This window comes from Pseudomonas sp. G5001 (assembly GCF_013385475.1).
Classification (GTDB): domain Bacteria; phylum Pseudomonadota; class Gammaproteobacteria; order Pseudomonadales; family Pseudomonadaceae; genus Aquipseudomonas.
In genome coordinates, this window is record NZ_JACAPZ010000035.1 from 67,352 (window position 1) to 87,477 (window position 20,126).

Here is a 20,126-nt window from a genome sequence, read left to right on the forward strand (position 1 = left end):
ATCCACGTTCAAGGCGTTTGGCGGGCGGCACGCAGCACCGCGCGGAGGATTTCGATATGGGTGCCACAGCGGCAGAGGTTGCCAGACAGTTCGCTGCGCACCTCGGCTTCGCTGGGGTTGGGATTGCGGTCGAGCAAGGCCTTGGCGGTCATGATCATGCCGTTGAGGCAGTAGCCGCACTGGGCGGCCTGTTCATCGATGAAGGCCTGCTGCACCGGGTGCGGGGTCTGGCGGGTGCCGAGGCCTTCGAGGGTGACGATGTTGCGGCCCACGGCACCCGACAGGGGGAAGACGCAGGAGCGTGCAGCCACGCCGTCGATGATCACCGTGCAGGCGCCGCACTCCCCCAGGCCGCAGCCGTATTTGGGGCCGTTGAGTTGCAGGTCATTGCGCAGAATCAACAACAGCGGGGTGTCGGCCATTGCGCTGACTTCGCTGGTGTGGCCGTTGACCTCAAGCGTTACCGTGATGTTCTGGCTGGTCATTCGCTTCGCCCGTTGGATTTGGTGAAGTGTCCACTACATCAAACAGTCAAAAAAAAGCGTCGCGTACCTGGGGTCTCGCGACACACTTGACGGGTGAAGTGGTTACTACATCAACGTAGAGCAAAAACGGTGCCAGAAGATGGATGAATAGCTGTGGCGAGGGAGCTTGCTCCCGCTGGGTTGCGAAGCGACCCCAAAAGATGGGCCTGCTGCGCAGTCCGGCGGGAGCAAGCTTCCTCACCACAGGGGATCGGGGTCAGGTTTGGGGGTCTTCGATCATTTTGCGTAGCAGGAAGAGTACGGCGACGCGTTCGGCGGGGTTGAGGTTGCTCAGGGTCAGTTCGGTGATGGTGGCGGCGCAGGGCACGGTTTGCTGCACCAGGGCGGCGCCGGAGTCGGATAGGTTGACCACGACTTTGCGTTTGTCCTGCGGGTCGGGTTCGAGGGTGATCAGTTCGCGGGCCTTGAGGCGTTCGACGATGCCACGGATGGTCGCCTGGTCGACGGCGGTGGCCTTGACCAGTTCGGTGAGCGAACTTGCACCGTGATCGCGCAGGGCGCACAGGGTGACGAACTGCACGGCGGTGAGCTGGGAGTCGCCGACGTTCTGCTGGAAGATCGCCAGGTGACGCTGGTAGGCCTTGCGCAGCAGGTGGCCGACTTGTTCGGAGAAAACGTAGGAATCAGGCACGGCGGGCTCGGGAAGGCGGTGGTCGATGGGGTGGCATGATGGCGGGGTTGTGGAAATGACTCAAGGATCTCATTGCCGGAACGCGGTTGAAATGTGGGAGCGGGCTTGCTCGCGAATGCGGTGTGTCAGGTGGCGCATGTGTGACTGACGTACCGCATTCGCGAGCAAGCCCGCTCCCACATTGGATGTTTAGTGGGCCAGGGAGGCTTGAGGGGCTACGACGTCGCCGGCGATGACTACGGCCTCATCATCGAGGTAGACGTCGCAATTGCGCAGCGGGATGTCCATGTGGCACGGGGTCTTGCGGGTGCCGCCGACTTCGGTGTTCGGGCCGGTGGAGAACAGGAAGTTGCCGTAGAACGCGCGGGCGTCCATGCACATGCCGTCGTTCTTGTCGTGCAGGCCCATGGCCGTCCATTGCGCCCGTGGCTGCAGGCCCCAGCCGATGTGGGAGATGCCATATACCTCGGGGTCGTCGAAGTATTTCATGTAGTCGCGCAGGTATTCGGCCTCGAAACCACCGTGGATTCTGGTGATGAAGCCCTTCTCGATCTCCAGGGTGATTTTCTCCCGGGTGTAGGTCTTGAACGGCAGCAGGATGTCGCCGATATCCAGCACCAGCACGCCCTCTGCAGTTTCCTCATTGGGCCAGGAGAACAGGAAGCCGCTCGGCCAGTGGTCCCAGCGTCCCGGTTCGTCGGCAAAGCCGTATTCGGTGACGGACGGGTATTGCCCCAGCGCCGCCCGGAAATCACTGCCGGCGCGGGATTTGACGTGGATCGAGCGGGCTTTTTTCAGCAGTTCTTCAGCGGCCAGCACGCGCACTTTGTCCTCTTCGGTCGGCAGCATGCGCGCCAGCACTTCCGGGGGTTCCACCGCCAGCAGGATGCGCGTGCCGGTCTTGAGGATCTGTTCCTGCTCCGGCGAGTGCAACAGCATCATGGTGTCGACGATCAGGTCTGCCGCTTCCAGCGCCCGCTGCGCCGCGATATTACCGGTCAGGGCCGTGTCGCCACAGTAGGCCGTCATGTCATTGCCCATAGCCCGGGGATGGTTGAACGACGGCAACTCCACCGCATACACCTTGGCCCCCAGGCGCTGCGCCGCGTCCATCGCGGCGCGCACGGTGCGCGGGTCGGAGTAATGGCTCTTGAGCACGGCGACGCTCTGGGTCGGGTCGACCTTCGAGAGCTTCAACACATGCTCAAACATCTGGGTCAGTTCGCAATCACTTACCGGCATTTCCTGTCTCCTCAGCTGCTGCACCAAGATCTTGCAGGGCGCTTCACTCTAGTGCGTTTTTATAGCGTATACGCCAATTAATCACGATAAGAACTGATTTCAGCATGGACTGCAAGCACCACGCCAAAACGTTACGAATCCACACAAACCCAGTGATATATGGAGATAACCGGTTACAGGGGATCGATATGGCCAAAAAAACAATTTTTCAGGCGTGGGCTTTTCATTTGAAAAAATGAGCGTATACACTTTGAAAACCTTGCGGACAGACGCCGCCGGCCATTATTCGAAAAAGAGGACCACGCCCCATGGGAAGCACACAAAAAATCGCAATCGTCGGCGCCGGCCTTGGCGGTGCCGCCGCTGCCACCCTGCTGCAACAGGCAGGGTTCGACGTGGACATCTACGAGCAGGCGCCGGAGTTTTCCCGCCTGGGTGCCGGGATCCACATGGGCCCCAACATCATGAAAATCTTCCGCCGCATGGGCATCGAAAAACAGCTGGACCTGATGGGTTCGCACCCCGAGCACTGGTTCAGCCGCGATGGTGAAACCGGCGACTACCTGTCACGCATTCCCCTGACTGGCTACGGCGCGTCCTACATCACCGTGCACCGCGGCGATCTGCACGCGCTGCAGATGTCCACCCTCAAGCCCGGCACCCTGCACTTCAACAAGCGCCTGGAAACCCTTGAAGAAACCGATACCCAGGTGCGCCTGACTTTCGCCGACGGCGAGGTAACCTACGCCGACATCGTGATCGGTGCCGACGGCATCAACTCGCGCATTCGTGAAGAGCTGCTGGGTGCCGAAAAACCGCTGTACAGCGGCTGGGTCGCGCACCGTGCGCTGATCCGTGGCGACCAGTTGGCCAAGTACGACCTGAAGTTCGAAGACTGCATCAAGTGGTGGACCGAGGACCGGCACATGATGGTCTACTACACCACCGGCAAGCGCGACGAGTACTACTACGTCACCGGCGTGCCGCACCCGGAATGGGACTTCCAGGGCGCCTTCGTCGACAGCAGCCGGGAGGAGATGTTCGACGCCTTCAAGGGCTACCACCCGACCGTCCAGGCCCTGATCGAATCCACCGAAAGCGTGACCAAATGGCCGTTGCGCAACCGCAACCCGCTGCCGTTGTGGAGCCGTGGTCGCCTGGTATTGCTGGGCGATGCCTGCCACCCGATGAAACCCCATATGGCTCAGGGCGCCGGCATGGCCATCGAAGACGCCGCGATGCTGACGCGCTGCCTGCAGGAAACAGGGATCGGCGACTACCGCACCGCGTTCGAGCTGTATGAAGCCAACCGCAAGGAACGCGCGTCCCGGGTGCAGGCCGTGTCCAACGCCAACACCTGGCTGCGCACCCAGGAAGATCCGGACTGGGTCTACGGCTATGACCTCTACGCCCAGCAACTGAAATCGGGGGTGGCGGCGTGAGCAGCTTTCTCTATGGCGGCAACGTCCAGGCCAATGGTATCCGCCAGCATTACCTGCGTTACGGCGGCAAGGGCCCGGCACTGATCCTGATTCCCGGTATCACCAGCCCGGCGATTACCTGGGGTTTTGTCGCCGAACGCCTGGGTTTGCACTTCGACACCTACGTGCTGGACGTGCGCGGTCGCGGCCTGTCGTCCACCGGACCGGAACTGGACTACAGCGCCGACACCTGCGCCGATGACATTGGCGCGTTTGCCGACGCCCTGATGCTCGACAGCTATCACCTGGTCGGCCACTCCATGGGCGCGCGGTTTGCCGTACGCAGTGCGGTGCGCCATCCACAAGGTGTCAACCGCATGGTGTTGATCGACCCGCCGATGTCCGGCCCGGGTCGCCGCGAATACCCAAGCAAACTGCCGTGGTACGTCGATTCGATTCGTCAATCCCAGGTCGGCATGGATGCAGAGGCGATGCGCGCCTTCTGCGCCACCTGGACCGACGAACAACTGCAACTGCGCGCCGAATGGCTGCACACCTGCTACGAGCCGGCGATCGTGCGTGCGTTCAATGACTTCCATACCGTCGACTTCCATCAGGACCTGCCGCACCTGGAGGCTCCTGCCCTGCTGATTGTTGCCGGACGCGGCGGTGTAATTCAGGCCGAAGATGTCGCGGAAGTCCGACAGTTACAGCCGACCCTACAGGTCGCCCATGTGCCAAATGCAGGACACATGATCCCCTGGGACGACCTTGAAGGCTTTTTCGCTGCCTTCGGCGACTTCCTCGGCCAGCCCCTGACTGCATAACGGAGACCATCATGCTCAAGCCTTATCGCATCGGCCAGATTGTGCCGAGCTCCAACACCACCATGGAAACCGAGATCCCGGCGATGCTTAACGCGCGCCAGGCGATCCGCCCGGAACGTTTCACCTTTCACTCCAGCCGCATGCGCATGAAGCAAGTGCGCAAGGAAGAACTGGCGGCCATGGACGGTGAGTCCGACCGTTGCGCCATCGAACTGTCCGACGCCAAGGTCGACGTACTGGGCTACGCCTGCCTGGTAGCGATCATGGCCATGGGGCTGGGTTACCACCGCAAGTCCGAGCAACGCCTGCGCAAGGCCACCGCCGACAACGACGCCAACGCCCCGGTGATCACCAGCGCCGGCGCCCTGATCGAAGGCCTGAAAGTCATGGGCGCCAAACGCATCGCCATTGTTGCGCCGTACATGAAACCGCTGACCGAACTGGTGGTGAACTACATCCGCGAAGAAGGCTTTGAAGTGGTGGACTGGCGCGCCCTGGAAATCCCCGACAACCTCGAAGTGGCCCGCCACGACCCGGCCAACCTGCCGGCGATTGTTGCCGGGATGAACCTGGAAGGTGTCGACGTAATCGTACTGTCGGCCTGCGTACAAATGCAGTCGCTGCCCGTGGTCGCGAAGGTCGAAGCCCAGACCGGCCTGCCGGTGCTCACCGCCGCCATCGCCACCACCTACGCCATGCTCAAGGCCCTGGACCTGGAACCCATCGTCCCCGGCGCCGGCGCCCTGCTCTCCGGCGCCTACTAAAAACGCTTTTGTGGCGATGGAGCTTGCTCCCGCTGGGGTGCGAAGCGCCCCCAAAAAAACAGGCCTGCTACGCAGCCCAACGGGAGCAAGCTCCCTCGCCACAAGGTTATGTGCACTGTCCATTACCGAGGACTGAAAGATGAGCGAACAATCCGCCGACGCCAACTACCAGGGCGTCTGGGGTAACCGAATCGGCTTCGGCAAAAAATCCGCCCTGCTGATGATCGACTTCATGCAAGGCTATACCACCGAAGGCGCGCCACTGTTTGCCCCCGAAGTGCGCATCGCCGTGGCCGAAAGCGTCGAGCTGCTGGCCTGCGCCAGGCGTCACGGAATCAGCGTGGTGCACACCAATATCCGCTACCATCCGGGCCATTTCGCCGACGGCGGTATCTGGGTAAAAAAGGCCCCGGTGATGAAAGACATGGTCGAGGGTAACCCCCTCGCCGCCTTCTGCACCGAAGTGCTGCCCCTGGCCAATGAAGTGGTCATCACCAAACAATACGCCAGCGCGTTTTTCGGCAGCAGCCTGGCCCCGATGCTGCACGCCCAGGGCATCGACACCGTGGTGCTCGCCGGCTGTTCCACCAGCGGCTGCATCCGGGCCACCGCAGTGGATGCGGTGCAACACGGGTTTCGTACCATCGTCGTGCGCGAATGCGTCGGCGACCGCCACCCGGCGCCCCATGAAGCCAACTTGTTCGATATCGACAGCAAGTACGGCGACGTGGTGAGCAAGCAGGAGGCGATGAGCAAGTTCAAGGAGCAGTAACGCGTCAACAGGAACCACGACAAAGAGCGTGGTCCGGAAAAAACTGAGCGCCCACGCTGGAGTGCAGTCGAATGTGGGAGCAAGCCCGCTCCCACACTTGATCACCTCCAACAGGGCCACCTCAGTCTTCTGTCACTGCCTTTGGAAGTCGCTTTCACAGCACTCCGAAGTGCTGAAAAAGCGGCTGTATAAAAACCATAAGTCACCGCCAGGAGACACCTCAATGCCCATTGCGAATGCAGCGCCCGCGACTACGGTCGCCGATCCGGTCCACACGCTCTACCACAAGATCACCTGGAAGCTGATTCCGTTCCTGTGTTTCTGCTACCTCGCGGCCTACCTGGACCGCATCAATATCGGCTTCGCCAAACTGCAGATGCTCGACCAGCTGCACTTCAGCGAAACCGCGTTCGGCCTCGGTGCCGGGCTGTTTTTTGTCGGCTATATCATCTTCGAAGTCCCCAGCAACCTGATCCTGGAAAAGGTCGGGGCGAAGATCTGGATCGCCCGCATCATGATCACCTGGGGCCTGCTTTCGGCCTGCACCATGCTGGTCACCTCCACCACCCAGTTCTACATCCTGCGGTTCCTGCTGGGTGCGGCCGAAGCCGGGTTTCTACCGGGCGTGCTGTATTACCTGACCACCTGGTTTCCCACCCATCGCCGGGGGCGGATCATCGCCCTGTTCATGATCGGCCTGCCGCTGTCCAGCGTGATCGGCGGCCCGTTGTCGGGCTGGATCATGGGCCACTTCGACAACATGGCCGGCCTGCGCGGCTGGCAGTGGCTGTTTCTGATCGAAGCGGTGCCCAGCGTGCTGCTCGGTGTGTGGACCTTCTGGGCGCTGCCCAATACCTATCAGCAAGCCAAGTGGCTGTCGCCGGAAGAAAAAAACCTGCTGGAAAGCGAACTGCGCAAGGACGACGCCGACGGTGCCGCCAGCAAACACAGCTTCCGCGACGGCTTCTTCAACCTCAAGGTGTGGATGCTCGGCGGTATCGACTTCTCGATCCTGCTCAGTGCCTATGCCATGGGGTTCTGGATGCCCACATTCATCCGCAACGCCGGGATTACCGACACTTTCCACATCGGCATCCTCACGGCCCTGCCCAGCGTGGCGGCCCTCTTGGGCATGCTGCTGATCGGCGCCAGCTCCGACAAACACCGCGAACGCCGCTGGCACATCATCGTGCCGTTCTTCATCGGCGCGGCGGCGATGGCTACCAGTACGTTCTTCACCCATAACGTGGTCGCCACCGTGGCGCTGTTTGCGATTGCCTCGGCGGCGATCATCGGTGCGGTGCCGGTGTTTTTCAGCCTGCCGGCGACCTTCCTGAAAGGCACCGCAGCGGCCACCGGCTTTGCCCTGGCCTGCTCGCTGGCGAACATCGCGGGCCTGGTGAGCAACTCGTTGATGGGCGTGGCGATTGACGTCACCGGCAGCAGCGCAGGGGCCTTGTGGTTTTTTGCCGGCTGCCTGATTCTCAGCAGCTTCCTGGTGATCGCCTTGCCGGCGAAGCTGGTAAACCGCTAACAACAACAATTTTTCGGGTGAGTCTCCATGCAAGGTTTCATCAAGCGCTGTGCCCTGCTTGTCGCCGTGGGCCTGTGTGCCGGTACGGCGCAGGCCGCAGAAAAGGTCATCTTCGACACCGACTTCAACGTGCTCAACGATGACGGCCAGGCCTTTATCATGCTCGCCCAGCTGCACGGGCAAAAACGCATCGACCTGCTGGGCATGACCCTGGTCAGCGGCAACGCCTGGGTCGACCAGGAACAGGTCGACGCCCTCAAGGCGGTGGAACGCATGGGTGTGGAAAAGGAAGTCGGCGTGTATTCCGGCGCCGCCTACCCGCTGCTGCATGACTACGCCACCTATGAGGCGGAAAAAGCCCTGTTCGGTTCCGGCTGGCCGGGTGCGTTCAAGAACCCGCGGCCAACCAGTGCCTCACAACTGGTCGCGCCACCGGACGGCCTGGCGACCCACACCAGGCTGCGCAAGGAAACCGCCGCCCAGTTCATCGTCGACAGCGTACGGGCCAACCCCCACGAGGTAACGATCCTGGCGGTCGGCCCGCTGACCAACATTGCCCTGGCGATTCGCTCGGCACCGGACATCGTGCCGCTGATCAAGCGCATCGTGTACATGGGCGGCGCGCTGGAGATTCCGGGCAACACCACGCCGGCGGCGGAGTTCAACTGGTGGTTCGACCCGGAGGCCGCGAAGATCGTGTTGCGCTCGCCCATCGAACACGTGATTTTTCCCAACGATGTCTGTGAGAAAGTCACCTTCGACAAGTCGGTGTATGAGCGGGTGATCGCACACAAAGGCCCGATTGCCGACCTGTACAAGCACGAGTTCGGGCCACTGTTTGCCAAGGACCCGGCTTACCACAGCTTCACCTGGGACAGCCTGCCGGCACTGTTTCTCGTGAACCCCGGGATCGTCACCGAATCCCGCGAGCTGTGGGTGGACGTGGATGCCACCTTCGGCGCCGACTATGGCCGGGCACTGGGCTACAAGAAAGGCGCGCCGGTCGGCACGCAAAAGGCCAAGGTGGTCTTCGCGGTGGACCAGAAGCAGTTCTGGGACGGTTATGTAGGGTTGGTGACGCTGCCGACGCCGGTCAACATCTTCCGCTGAGTGCGCCGGAACTTGAGGGGCTGTGGTTTAATTGCGCGCCTTTGCCCAGCCCTTCAAGGAATCCGTTGTCGATGAATCAGCCCGCCACCAAAGTCCTGGTCATTGGCTACGTCTGGCCAGAGCCTCGCTCCTCGGCGGCCAGCGGGCACATGATGCAGATTATGGAGAGTTTCCTGGCCCAAGGCTGGGACATCACCTTCAGCAGCCCGGCGGTCACCGGCGAACACAAGGCCGACCTGCCCGCCCTGGGCATTCGCGAATGCGCGATCGAGTTGAATAACAGCAGTTTCGACGCGTTTATCCAGCAATTGGCTCCGGATATCGTGCTGTTCGACCGTTTCATGATGGAAGAACAGTTCGGCTGGCGCGTGGAAAAATCCTGCCCGAATGCTCTTCGGGTGCTGGAAGCATCCGACCTGCAAAGCCTGCGGGACGCCCGCCACCAGCGCCTCAAGGATTTCCTGAAGGCGCACCCCGAAGCTGATGACTTCGACGCGCTGTTCAGCCGGGACCTGGCCGCCGAATTCGATGACATGGCCGATACCGACCTGGCCAAGCGCGAGATCGCCGCGATCTACCGCTGCGACATCAGCCTGATGATCTCCGATGTGGAAATCCAGTTGCTGACCGAACACTTCAAGGTGCCCGCTGCCCTGCTCCATTGGTGCCCGCTGATGCTGGTGCCGCCCACCGAAGCCTTTGCCCCCTTTGAGGACCGTGCCCACTTCCTGAGCATCGGCAATTTCCGCCATGCGCCGAACTGGGATGCGGTGTTGTGGATGAAGAACAGTGTGTGGCCGCTGATCCGCCAGCAACTGCCCGGCGCTCAACTCCACGTGTACGGCGCCTATACGCCACCCAAGGCCACCGCGCTGCACAACCCGGCCCAGGGCTTCCACGTGATGAATTGGGCCGAGGATGCATTGCAGGTCATGAGCGCTGCGCGTATCTGCCTGGCGCCACTGCGCTTTGGTGCCGGGATCAAGGGCAAGCTGGCCGACGCGATGCTCTGCGGCACACCCAGCGTTACCACACCGATTGGCGCCGAAGCCATGGGCGAACCGTGGCCCGGCGTGGTCGAACACAGCGCCAGTGCACTGGCTGCTGCGGCGGTTGCGTTGTATCAAGACCCGCCACGCTGGACCCAGGCCCAGGAAGATGGCCGGCAGTTACTGGCCCGCCGTTACGCCCACGACCTCCACGGCCCGGCCCTGGTGGAGCGCCTGGAGCAGTGCCGCCGCCAGTTGGCCGAGCACCGTCGGAACAATTTCACCGGCAGCATGCTGCGCCACCACCTGCACAAAAGTACCCAGTACATGGCGCAGTGGATCGAGGCGAAAAACCGTACGCTGTAGACACAGACGCTGGCGAGGTGGCGCGCAAGGGGGCATTATCCTTTTCGCAACCACAATAAAGCGACTGCAGCATGACCCGAGCAGCGAGAATCACCGATCCTTCCTACGAGCTGATGGACGATCACAACGGTCTGTCCATCATCTATCGCCAACACGGCTTCCCGTGCCCGTTGGTGCGCTGGCATTTCCACAAGGAATACGAGCTGCACCTGATCGTTGCCAGCTCCGGCAAGGTGTTTATCGGCGACTACATCGGCAACTTCTACCCGGAAAGCCTGTTCCTCACCGGCCCCAACCTGCCCCACAACTGGATCAGCCAGGTGGCCGAGGACGAAGTGGTGCCCAAGCGCGACATGCTGGTGAACTTCACCGACGAGCTGTTCGACGGCGGCAGCCATGTCTTTGCCGAGCTCAAGACCCTGGCGCCACTGCTGGAACGGGCGCAATACGGCATCGAATTTCGCTGCAAGAAAACCATCGCCCAGGCCATGACCCTGATGCAGCGCATCGAGGACGCCCAAGGCATGGCGCGCCTGGGGCACTTCTTCATCCTGATGGAAGTGCTGAGTGCCTGCGAGGACTACCAGTTGCTCTCCGGCGTGACCACGCCGCAATTGGCGGATGAACACAGCATCGACCGCACCAACCGCGCGGTGGACTACATTTTTGCCCACTACGCGCGGGAATTGTCCCTCGAAGAAGTCGCCGAATACCTCGGCATGAAACCCACCTACTTCTCCCGCGTGTTCAAACAAGCCACCGGCCGCACCTTCATCGAATTCGTCAACCGCCTGCGTATCAGCAAGTCCTGCGAGCTGCTGGCCGATGGTGACAAAGCCGTGACCGATGTGTGCTTCGAGTCAGGCTTCAACAACATCTCCAATTTCAACCGCCGCTTCCAACAGCTCAAGGGCATGACCCCCTCGCACTACCGGCGCCTGGCGGTGCAGCGCCTGACCGAGCAGAACCTCGCCTGAAAACGCGCGTTCCTGTGGGAACCCGCTTGTGTGGGAGCGGGCTTGCTCGCGAATGCAGTGTGTCAGGCAGCGCAAATGTCGGCTGATTCACCGCCTTCGCGAGCAAGCCCGCTCCCACATTTGCATCGCGCTCACGCAGGAAGCCGATCGCTCCCAGCGAATCGTTTCAGCAATTTTCCGCTGCAGTGCAAAAAAGTATCAGTAAAAGTGCTCCCAAGGATTTGTCAGCACGTCAATTGAAGGCTGTAATCAACGCACACTCTTCCAGCTGTCGTGGAAGACACAACAACAATAACTGTCCTTCTGCAGCCCCTGGGCGCAGAAATGGAGTGCGCGATGAAGTTCACAGCCAAAGCTCTGCTTGCCTGCACCTGCATGACCCTCAGCGCCGTCAGTCTTGGCGCGCAAACCCTGACCATTGCCACCGTCAACAACAGCGACATGATCCGCATGCAAAAGCTCTCGAAAACCTTCGAGACCGAGCATCCGGAGATCAAGCTGAACTGGGTGGTACTCGAAGAAAACGTCCTGCGCCAACGCCTCACCACCGACATCGCCACCCAGGGCGGACAGTTCGACGTGTTGACCATCGGCATGTACGAAGCTGCACTCTGGGGCGCCAAAGGCTGGCTGGAACCGATGAAGGACCTGCCTGCTTCCTACGACCTGGACGACGTTTTCCCGTCCGTGCGTGACGGTCTTTCCGTCAAGGGCTCGCTGTATGCCCTGCCGTTCTACGCCGAAAGCTCCATCACCTACTATCGCACCGACCTGTTCAAGGACGCCGGGCTGACCATGCCCGAGCATCCGACCTGGACCCAGATCGGCGAATTCGCCGCCAAACTCACCAACAAGGACAAGGAACAGTACGGCCTGTGCCTGCGGGGCAAAGCCGGTTGGGGCGAGAACATGGCGCTGATCACCACCCTGGCCAACGGCTACGGTGCACGCTGGTTCGATGAGAAGTGGCAGCCGGAATTCAACGGGCCTGAGTGGAAAGACGCGCTGAACTTCTACGTCGACAACATGAAGAAATCCGGCCCGCCGGGGGCTTCCAGCAACGGTTTCAACGAAAACCTGGCGCTGTTCAACAGCGGCAAGTGTGCGATCTGGGTCGACGCCAGCGTCGCCGGCTCGTTCGTCACCGACAAGACCCAAAGCAAGGTGGCTGACCACGTCGGCTTTACCTTTGCCCCGCACGAGAAGACCGACAAAGGTACTTCGTGGCTGTACTCCTGGTCCCTGGGGATTCCAACCAGTTCCAAAGCCAAGGACGCTGCCAAGGTGTTCACCACCTGGGCCACTTCCAAGGAATACAGCCAGTTGGTCGCCAAGACCGACGGGATTGCCAACGTACCGCCAGGTACCCGCAAATCGACCTACAGCGACGAATACATGAAGGCCGCGCCGTTTGCCAAGGTGACGCTGGAATCGCTGAAAGTCGCCGACCCGAAAGACCCGTCGGCCAAGCCGGTGCCGTATGTGGGCATCCAGCTGGTGACCATTCCTGAATTCCAGGCGATTGGTACCCAGGTCGGCAAGTTCTTCTCCAGCGCACTGACCGGTGGCTCCACTGCCGAAAAAGCCCTGGCGGATGCACAGACCTTCACCGAACGCGAAATGAAGCGGGCCGGTTATCCCAAGTAAAGCGGTCTCACCACACTGAATGTGGGAACCCGCTTTATGTAGGAGCCGGGCTTGCCCGCGATGCAGACAACTCGGTCTGTCAGTTTCACCGAGGCGCTCTCATCGCAGGCAAGCCAGCTCCCACATTTGACCGCACTCCGACCCGCATTCCGCATGTACCTGACTGGTCCTGATCACCATGAATACCACCACTGCCCAAGTGCAAACCGCTACGCCGGACAAGCCGCGTAAAAGCCGCCTGATCAACCCCGGCTGGTTCCTCGTCAGCCCCTCGGTGGCCTTGTTGCTGCTGTGGATGATCGTGCCGCTGGGCATGACCCTGTACTTCTCGCTGATTCGCTACAACCTGCTCTACCCCGGCGAAAACCAATTCGTGGGCCTGGAGAACTTCACCTACTTCATCACCGACTCGGGCTTCCTGCCCGGCGCCACCAACACCCTGTTGCTGGTGGGCAGCGTGTTGCTGATCAGCGTAGTGTTTGGCGTATTGATCAGCGCCCTGCTGGAAGCCAGCGAGTTCTTTGGTCGCGGCCTGGTGCGGGTGTTGCTGATTTCACCGTTCTTCATCATGCCCACCGTTGGTGCGCTGATCTGGAAGAACCTGATTTTCCATCCGGTGTCGGGGATCCTCGCCTACGTGTGGAAGCTGTTCGGCGCCCAGCCGGTGGACTGGCTGGCCCACTACCCGTTGCTGTCGATCATTATCATCGTGTCCTGGCAGTGGCTGCCCTTCGCGATCCTGCTGCTGATGACCGCCATGCAGTCCCTCGACCAGGAACAGAAGGAAGCCGCCCGCCTCGACGGTGCCGGCGCCATCGCGATCTTCTGGCACCTGACCCTGCCGCACCTGGCACGTCCGATTGCCGTGGTGGTGATGATCGAAACGATCTTCCTGCTCTCGGTGTTCGCCGAAATCTTCACCACCACCAACGGTGGCCCCGGCTACGCCTCGACCAACCTCGCCTACCTGATCTACAACCAGGCGCTGGTGCAGTTCGACGTGGGCATGGCCTCGGCCGGCGGCTTGATTGCCGTGGTCATCGCCAATATCGCGGCGATCATCCTGGTGCGGATGATCGGCAAAAACCTGACTGACAAGCCTTGAGGGCCGCGCCATGACGCTTCAACAATCCCGCCGCCTGCAAAGCGTACTGCTCGGCACCCTGGCCTGGGCCATCGCGATCCTGATTTTCTTCCCGATCTTCTGGATGGTGCTGACCAGCTTCAAGACCGAAATCGACGCGTTCGCCACGCCGCCGCAGTTCATCTTCACGCCGACGCTGGAGAATTACCTGCACATCAACGAGCGCAGCAACTACTTCAGCTACGCCTGGAACTCGGTGCTGATTTCCTTCAGCGCCACCGCCCTGTGCCTGCTGATCTCGGTCCCGGCCGCCTACTCCATGGCGTTCTACGAGACCAAGCGCACCAAGGGCACGCTGCTGTGGATGCTCTCCACCAAGATGTTGCCGCCGGTGGGCGTACTGATGCCGATCTACCTGCTGGCCAAGAGCTTCGGCCTGCTGGATACGCGCATTGCGCTGATCATCATCTACACCCTGATCAACCTGCCGATCGTGGTCTGGATGGTTTACACCTACTTCAAGGACATCCCCAAGGACATCCTCGAAGCCGCCCGCCTGGACGGCGCCACCCTGTGGCAGGAAATGGTCCGGGTGCTGCTGCCGATCGCCAAGGGCGGCCTGGCCTCCACGGTGCTGCTGTCGCTGATCCTGTGCTGGAACGAGGCGTTCTGGTCGCTGAACCTGACCTCGTCCAACGCCGCGCCGCTCACTGCATTGATCGCCTCCTACTCCAGCCCCGAAGGCTTGTTCTGGGCCAAATTATCTGCCGTGTCGACCCTGGCCTGTGCGCCGATCCTGATCTTTGGCTGGATCAGCCAGAAACAGCTGGTCCGCGGTCTGTCCTTCGGCGCCGTGAAGTAACGGCTCCTTCAAAAATATTTAGAAGCGGAGGCCCATCATGGCCAACCTGAAAATCAAGAATCTGCAAAAAGGCTTCGAAGGTTTCTCCATCATCAAGGGCATCGACCTTGAAGTGAACGACAAGGAATTCGTGGTGTTCGTCGGCCCGTCGGGCTGCGGCAAATCCACCCTGCTGCGCTTGATTGCGGGCCTGGAAGAAGTCACCGAAGGCACCATCGAACTGGATGGCCGCGACATCACCGAGGTCACCCCGGCCAAGCGCGACCTGGCAATGGTGTTCCAGACCTACGCCCTGTACCCGCACATGAGCGTGCGCAAGAACATGTCGTTTGCCCTGGACCTGGCCGGCGTCGACAAGAAGATTGTCGAGAGCAAGGTCAACGAAGCAGCACGTATCCTGGAGCTGGGCCCTTTGCTTGAGCGCAAGCCAAAGCAGTTGTCCGGCGGCCAGCGCCAGCGTGTCGCCATTGGCCGTGCGATTGTGCGTAACCCGAAGATCTTCCTGTTCGACGAACCCCTGTCCAACCTCGATGCCGCCCTGCGGGTGCAGATGCGCCTGGAGCTGTCGCGCCTGCATAAAGAGCTGCAAGCCACGATGATCTACGTGACCCACGACCAGGTCGAAGCCATGACCCTGGCCGACAAGGTTGTCGTACTCAACAGCGGCCGCGTGGAACAGGTGGGCTCGCCGCTGGAGCTGTATCACCAGCCGGCCAACCTGTTTGTGGCAGGCTTTTTGGGCACGCCGAAAATGGGTTTCCTCAAGGGCAAGGTCACTCGCGTTGACCCACAGAGCTGCGAAGTCGAACTGGACGCCGGCGGCCGCATCAGCCTGCCCCTGAGCAGCGCGACCTTGAGCGTCGGCAGCGCCGTGACCCTGGGCATTCGCCCGGAGCACCTGGAAATCGCCGCGCCGGGGCAAGCCACCCTGACCGTCACCGCCGACGTCGGCGAGCGCCTCGGCAGCGACACCTTCTGCCACGTGATTACCGCCAGCAAGGAGCCGTTGACCCTGCGGATCCGTGGCGACATGGCCAGCCAGTATGGCGAGACCCTGCAGCTGTACCTGGACCCGACCCAATGCCATCTGTTCGACGCTGAGGGTGTTGCCGTGGCCCGCCCACTGCGCGCCGCCGCCTGATTTCGCGAGAATTTCCCGATGAAACTGAACAAGCAAAACCTCACGCAACTGGCGCCCGAAGTGCAACTGCCGGCCTATGCGATTGCCAATACCAGCCAGGGCATCGCGCACATCGGCGTTGGCGGGTTCCACCGCGCCCACCAGGCGTATTACACCGATGCCTTGATGAATACCGGCACAGGCCTGGACTGGAGCATTTGTGGTGTGGGCCTGCGCAGCGAGGACCGCAAGGCGCGGGACGACCTGGCCGGCCAGGACTACCTGTTCACCCTGTATGAACTGGGCGACACCGACGATACCGAAGTGCGCGTGATCGGCTCCATCAGCGACATGCTGCTGGCCGAAGACGGCGCCCAGGCGTTGATCGACAAGCTGGCCAGCCCGCAGATTCGCATCGTCTCGCTGACCATCACCGAAGGCGGCTACTGCATCGACGACAGCAACGGCGAGTTCATGGCCCACCTGCCGCAGATCCAGCATGACCTGGCCAACCCGGGCTCGCCGAAAACCGTGTTCGGGTTTATCTGCGCGGCGTTGACCCAGCGCCGGGCCGCCGGGGTGCCGGCATTTACCGTGATGTCCTGCGATAACCTGCCCCACAACGGCGCCGTGACTCGCAAGGCGTTGCTGGCCTTCGCCGCGCTGCATGACGCTGGCCTGCACGAGTGGATCAAGGCCAACGTGAGCTTTCCGAATGCGATGGTCGACCGCATCACGCCAATGACCAGCACCGCGCACCGCCTGCAACTGCATGACGATCACGGCATCGACGACGCCTGGCCGGTGGTCTGCGAGCCGTTTGTGCAATGGGTGCTGGAAGACAAGTTCGTCAACGGCCGCCCGGCGTGGGAGACGGTGGGCGTGCAGTTCACCGACGACGTGACACCGTATGAAGAGATGAAGATCGGCCTGCTCAACGGCAGCCACCTGGCATTGACGTACCTGGGCTTCCTGAAGGGCTATCGCTTCGTCCACGAGACCATGAACGACCCGTTGTTCGTGGCCTACATGCGCGCCTACATGGACCTGGACGTCACGCCCAACCTGGCGCCGGTTCCGGGTATCGACCTGACCGAATACAAGCAGACCCTGGTGGACCGCTTTTCCAACCAGGCGATTGCCGACCAGCTGGAGCGCGTGTGTTCCGATGGTTCGTCGAAGTTTCCCAAGTTCACCGTACCGACCATCAACCGCCTGATTGCCGATGGTCGCGAGACCGAGCGTGCTGCGCTGGTGGTGGCGGCCTGGGCGTTGTACTTGAAAGGCGTGGATGAGAATGGGGTGATCTACCGCATTCCAGACCCTCGCGCCGAGTTTTGCCAGGGGCTGGTGACGGAAGATGCGTTGATCAGCAAGCGGCTGCTGGGGGTGGAAGAGATTTTTGGTACGGCTATTCCCAACTCGCCCGAGTTTGTGGCAGCGTTTGAGCGGTGTTTCGAGAGCCTGCAGGATGTGGGTGTGAGCAAAACGCTGGAGCGGCTGCTCGCCAATCTCAACTGACGGAACCGAATCAAAAATGTGGGAGCGGGCTTGCTCGCGAAAGCGGTGGATCAGTCAATATTTGCATAACTGACACACCCTATTCGCGAGCAAGCCCGCTCCCACATTGACCGAGTTCTCCATAACAATATGCTGAGCGACCTACCATGACCCAGCAAAACCTCTACCTCGGCATCGACTGCGGCACCCAGGGCACCAAGGCCATTGTCCTCGACGCCAGCAGCGGCAAAGTCCTGGGCCTGGGCGCCGCCAGCCACACGCTGATCAGCGGTGCCAACGGCCGCCGCGAACAGCACACCCAGGAGTGGCTGGACGCGTTTACCGAAGCCACTCACCGCGCCTTGCAACAGGCCGGGGTGGACGGCCAGGACATCCTCGCCATCGGCGTTTCCGGCCAGCAACACGGCCTGGTGTTGCTGGATGACCAAGGCCAGGTGCTGCGCCCCGCCAAGCTGTGGTGTGACACCGAAACCGCGCCCGAAAATGATCGCCTGCTGCAACACCTGGGCGGTGAAAGCGGCTCCCTGGAACGCCTCGGCGTGGCCATCGCGCCGGGCTACACCGTGTCCAAGCTGCTCTGGACCCGCGAACAGCACCCGGAGGTGTTCGCACGCATCGCGCATATCCTGCTGCCCCACGACTACCTCAACTACTGGCTCACCGGCCGCGCCTGCGCCGAATACGGCGATGCCTCCGGCACCGGTTATTTCAACGTGCGCACCCGTGAATGGGACCTGGCACTGTTGCGCCACATCGATCCCGACGGGCGCCTGGAAGCTGCGCTGCCCGAGTTGATCGAGGCCAACCAGCCAGTGGGCACCCTCCTGCCAGCCATCGCCGAGCGCCTGGGCATCAACCCGAACGCCCGGGTGTCCAGCGGCGGCGGCGACAACATGATGGGCGCCATCGGCACCGGCAATATCGCCCCCGGCGTGATCACCATGAGCCTGGGTTCATCCGGTACCGTGTATGCCTTTGCCGATCAGGCCAATGTCAGCCCGCAGGCGTCGGTGGCGACTTTCTGTTCATCCAGCGGCGGCTGGCTGCCGTTGATCTGCACCATGAACCTGACCAACGCCACCGGGGTCATCCGCGAGCTGTTCGACCTGGACCTGGCGGCGTTCAACGCGCTGGTGGCCCAGGCACCGATCGGCGCCGACGGCGTGAGCATGCTGCCGTTCCTCAATGGCGAGCGGGTGCCCGCCCTGCCCCACGCCACCGGCAGCCTGCACGGCCTGACCATGACCAATCTGACCCGCGCCAACCTGTGCCGCGCCGTGGTCGAAGGCACCACCTTCGGCCTGCGCTACGGCCTGGACCTGCTGCGCCAGACCGGCCTGCAGAGCCAGAGCATCCGCCTGATCGGCGGCGGCTCGAAAAGCCCGGTGTGGCGGCAGATGGTCGCGGATATCATGAACACCGAAGTGGTCTGCACCGAACAAAGCGAAGCGGCGGCCCTGGGTGCGGCAATCCAGGCCGCGTGGTGCCAGTCCGGTGAAAGCCTGGCGCAGTTGTGCCAGCGCTGCGTGAGCGTCGACGCAGCCAGCCGCACACTGCCGGATGCCGGCAGCGTCAGCGCCTACCAGCAGGCTTATGAGCGTTATCAACAGCACGTGGCATCCCTTTAAGAGCGAACGAATATGTATTTGGTATGTGGCGAAGCGCTGTTTGATTTTTTCAGCGAGGACGATGCCAGCGGCAAGGCATCCAGGGTCAATTACAAGGCGATTGCCGGCGGCTCGCCGTTCAACGTCGCGGTAGGCTTGCGTCGACTGGGAATCGACGCGGGATTTTTCGCCGGGATCTCCGACGACTACCTGGGCCGACGCCTGTTGCAGGTGCTCAAGGACGAAGGCGTGGGCGAGGATTACCTCGTGGAATTCTCCGCGCCCACCACCCTGGCAATGGTCGCAGTGGGCGCCAATGGCTCACCGCAATACAGCTTTCGCGGTGAAGGCTGCGCTGACCGCCAGTTGCAACTTGAGCATCTGCCCGTGTTGGGTGACGAAGTGCGTGGCGTGCACATCGGCTCGTTCTCACTGGTGGTGCAGCCGATTGCCGACACCCTGCTGGCCCTGGTGCGCCGGGAAACTGGCAAGCGCCTGATCAGCCTCGACCCCAACGTACGCCTGAACCCGGAGCCGAACATCGCGCTGTGGCGCGCCCGCGTGGCCGAGCTGGTCAAGCATGCCGACCTGATCAAGGTCAGTGACGAAGACCTGCACCTGCTCTACCCCGGCCAGGCTCCGGAAAGCATTCTGCAAGGCTGGTTGCAACACCGTTGCCAACTGGTGTTCCTGACCCGTGGCGGCGACGGCGCGACGGTGTTCAGCCGCCAGCACGGCAGTTGGTCGGCGCCGGCGGCCAAGGTCGTCATGGCGGACACGGTTGGGGCTGGCGATACCTTCCAGGCCGCGTTGATTGCCTGGCTGACCGAGCAGCAACTGGACTCGGTAGAGGGCCTGCAACGGCTGACCCGCGAGCAGATCAGCAGCATGCTCACCTTCGCTATCCGCGCCGCGGCACTCACCTGCAGCAAGACCGGTCCGGACCTGCCCTATCGTCGTCAGTTGGACTGACAAATACGTGGCAAAAAAATCAACATGCCACTATGTAAGCCACGTATCACGTGGCTTACAGCCCTGCGGTTATCTGTCCGAAAATCCTGCATTGTGTAAAAAACTGTACTAGACCCAAGAAACATGTGCAGTTTC

General features: G+C 61.7%; 18 protein-coding genes. 15 read left to right on the forward strand and 3 right to left on the reverse strand.

Going from position 1 to position 20,126, the window contains the following annotated elements; genetic code table 11:
* Nucleotides 1-8: 8 nt before the first annotated feature.
* The 3 genes from HX805_RS25375 to HX805_RS25385 all read right to left on the reverse strand — a co-directional run bounded on the left by HX805_RS25375 (nt 9) and on the right by HX805_RS25385 (nt 2,418).
* Nucleotides 9-485: a (2Fe-2S)-binding protein gene (locus HX805_RS25375; RefSeq protein WP_008436149.1), complete on the reverse strand. Its 477-nt coding sequence runs from the start codon at nt 483-485 to the stop codon at nt 9-11.
* Between the two features lie 256 nt (nt 486-741).
* Nucleotides 742-1,176: a MarR family winged helix-turn-helix transcriptional regulator gene (locus tag HX805_RS25380; protein ID WP_003215338.1), complete on the reverse strand. Its 435-nt coding sequence runs from the start codon at nt 1,174-1,176 to the stop codon at nt 742-744.
* 189 nt (nt 1,177-1,365) lie between these two features.
* Nucleotides 1,366-2,418 carry a 2,5-dihydroxypyridine 5,6-dioxygenase gene (locus tag HX805_RS25385; RefSeq protein WP_102606101.1) on the reverse strand — a complete coding sequence of 351 codons (1,053 nt, stop codon included), beginning with the start codon at nt 2,416-2,418 and terminating at the stop codon, nt 1,366-1,368.
* 308 nt (nt 2,419-2,726) lie between these two features.
* On the opposite strand from HX805_RS25385, the gene HX805_RS25390 reads away from it, so the two are divergent.
* The 15 genes from HX805_RS25390 (at nt 2,727) to HX805_RS25460 (ending at nt 19,991) form a co-directional block, all read left to right on the forward strand.
* Nucleotides 2,727-3,860 (forward strand): FAD-dependent monooxygenase, encoded by a 1,134-nt coding sequence (locus HX805_RS25390; protein ID WP_003215332.1) that lies wholly within the window; start codon nt 2,727-2,729, stop codon nt 3,858-3,860.
* Entirely contained in the window at nt 3,857-4,666 is an 810-nt protein-coding gene (locus tag HX805_RS25395; protein ID WP_177117388.1) for an alpha/beta fold hydrolase, read from the forward strand. Before HX805_RS25390 ends, HX805_RS25395 begins: the two co-directional genes overlap by 4 nt.
* Nucleotides 4,667-4,677: 11 nt before the next feature.
* On the forward strand, nt 4,678-5,430 hold the full coding sequence (locus HX805_RS25400; protein ID WP_003215329.1) for a hypothetical protein: 753 nt from the start codon (nt 4,678-4,680) through the stop codon (nt 5,428-5,430).
* A 139-nt stretch (nt 5,431-5,569) separates the two neighbouring features.
* Nucleotides 5,570-6,202, forward strand: a complete 633-nt coding sequence (locus HX805_RS25405) for an N-carbamoylsarcosine amidohydrolase (RefSeq protein WP_003215327.1) — start codon at nt 5,570-5,572, stop codon at nt 6,200-6,202.
* A gap of 223 nt (nt 6,203-6,425) precedes the next feature.
* Nucleotides 6,426-7,736 carry an MFS transporter gene (locus HX805_RS25410; protein WP_008436141.1) on the forward strand — a complete coding sequence of 437 codons (1,311 nt, stop codon included), beginning with the start codon at nt 6,426-6,428 and terminating at the stop codon, nt 7,734-7,736.
* A 27-nt stretch (nt 7,737-7,763) separates the two neighbouring features.
* Nucleotides 7,764-8,846: a nucleoside hydrolase gene (locus HX805_RS25415; protein WP_008436139.1), complete on the forward strand. Its 1,083-nt coding sequence runs from the start codon at nt 7,764-7,766 to the stop codon at nt 8,844-8,846.
* Between the two features lie 71 nt (nt 8,847-8,917).
* Nucleotides 8,918-10,201 (forward strand): glycosyltransferase, encoded by a 1,284-nt coding sequence (locus HX805_RS25420; RefSeq protein WP_177117389.1) that lies wholly within the window; start codon nt 8,918-8,920, stop codon nt 10,199-10,201.
* Nucleotides 10,202-10,272: 71 nt separating this feature from the next.
* Nucleotides 10,273-11,178: an AraC family transcriptional regulator gene (locus tag HX805_RS25425; RefSeq protein WP_003215319.1), complete on the forward strand. Its 906-nt coding sequence runs from the start codon at nt 10,273-10,275 to the stop codon at nt 11,176-11,178.
* Between the two features lie 336 nt (nt 11,179-11,514).
* Nucleotides 11,515-12,825: a sugar ABC transporter substrate-binding protein gene (locus HX805_RS25430; protein ID WP_003215317.1), complete on the forward strand. Its 1,311-nt coding sequence runs from the start codon at nt 11,515-11,517 to the stop codon at nt 12,823-12,825.
* 178 nt (nt 12,826-13,003) lie between these two features.
* Nucleotides 13,004-13,930, forward strand: a complete 927-nt coding sequence (locus HX805_RS25435; RefSeq protein ID WP_003215314.1) for a carbohydrate ABC transporter permease — start codon at nt 13,004-13,006, stop codon at nt 13,928-13,930.
* Nucleotides 13,931-13,940: 10 nt separating this feature from the next.
* Nucleotides 13,941-14,771 (forward strand): carbohydrate ABC transporter permease, encoded by an 831-nt coding sequence (locus HX805_RS25440; RefSeq protein WP_003215312.1) that lies wholly within the window; start codon nt 13,941-13,943, stop codon nt 14,769-14,771.
* Between the two features lie 37 nt (nt 14,772-14,808).
* A complete protein-coding gene (locus HX805_RS25445; protein ID WP_003215310.1) occupies nt 14,809-15,912 on the forward strand; it encodes an ABC transporter ATP-binding protein in 1,104 nt (367 codons plus the stop codon).
* Between the two features lie 18 nt (nt 15,913-15,930).
* Nucleotides 15,931-17,412, forward strand: coding sequence for a mannitol dehydrogenase family protein (locus HX805_RS25450; protein ID WP_177117390.1), 1,482 nt, complete (start codon nt 15,931-15,933; stop codon nt 17,410-17,412).
* A gap of 146 nt (nt 17,413-17,558) precedes the next feature.
* Nucleotides 17,559-19,040: a xylulokinase gene (xylB, locus tag HX805_RS25455; protein WP_177117391.1), complete on the forward strand. Its 1,482-nt coding sequence runs from the start codon at nt 17,559-17,561 to the stop codon at nt 19,038-19,040.
* Between the two features lie 12 nt (nt 19,041-19,052).
* A complete protein-coding gene (locus HX805_RS25460; RefSeq protein ID WP_177117392.1) occupies nt 19,053-19,991 on the forward strand; it encodes a carbohydrate kinase in 939 nt (312 codons plus the stop codon).
* Nucleotides 19,992-20,126 lie beyond the last annotated feature (135 nt).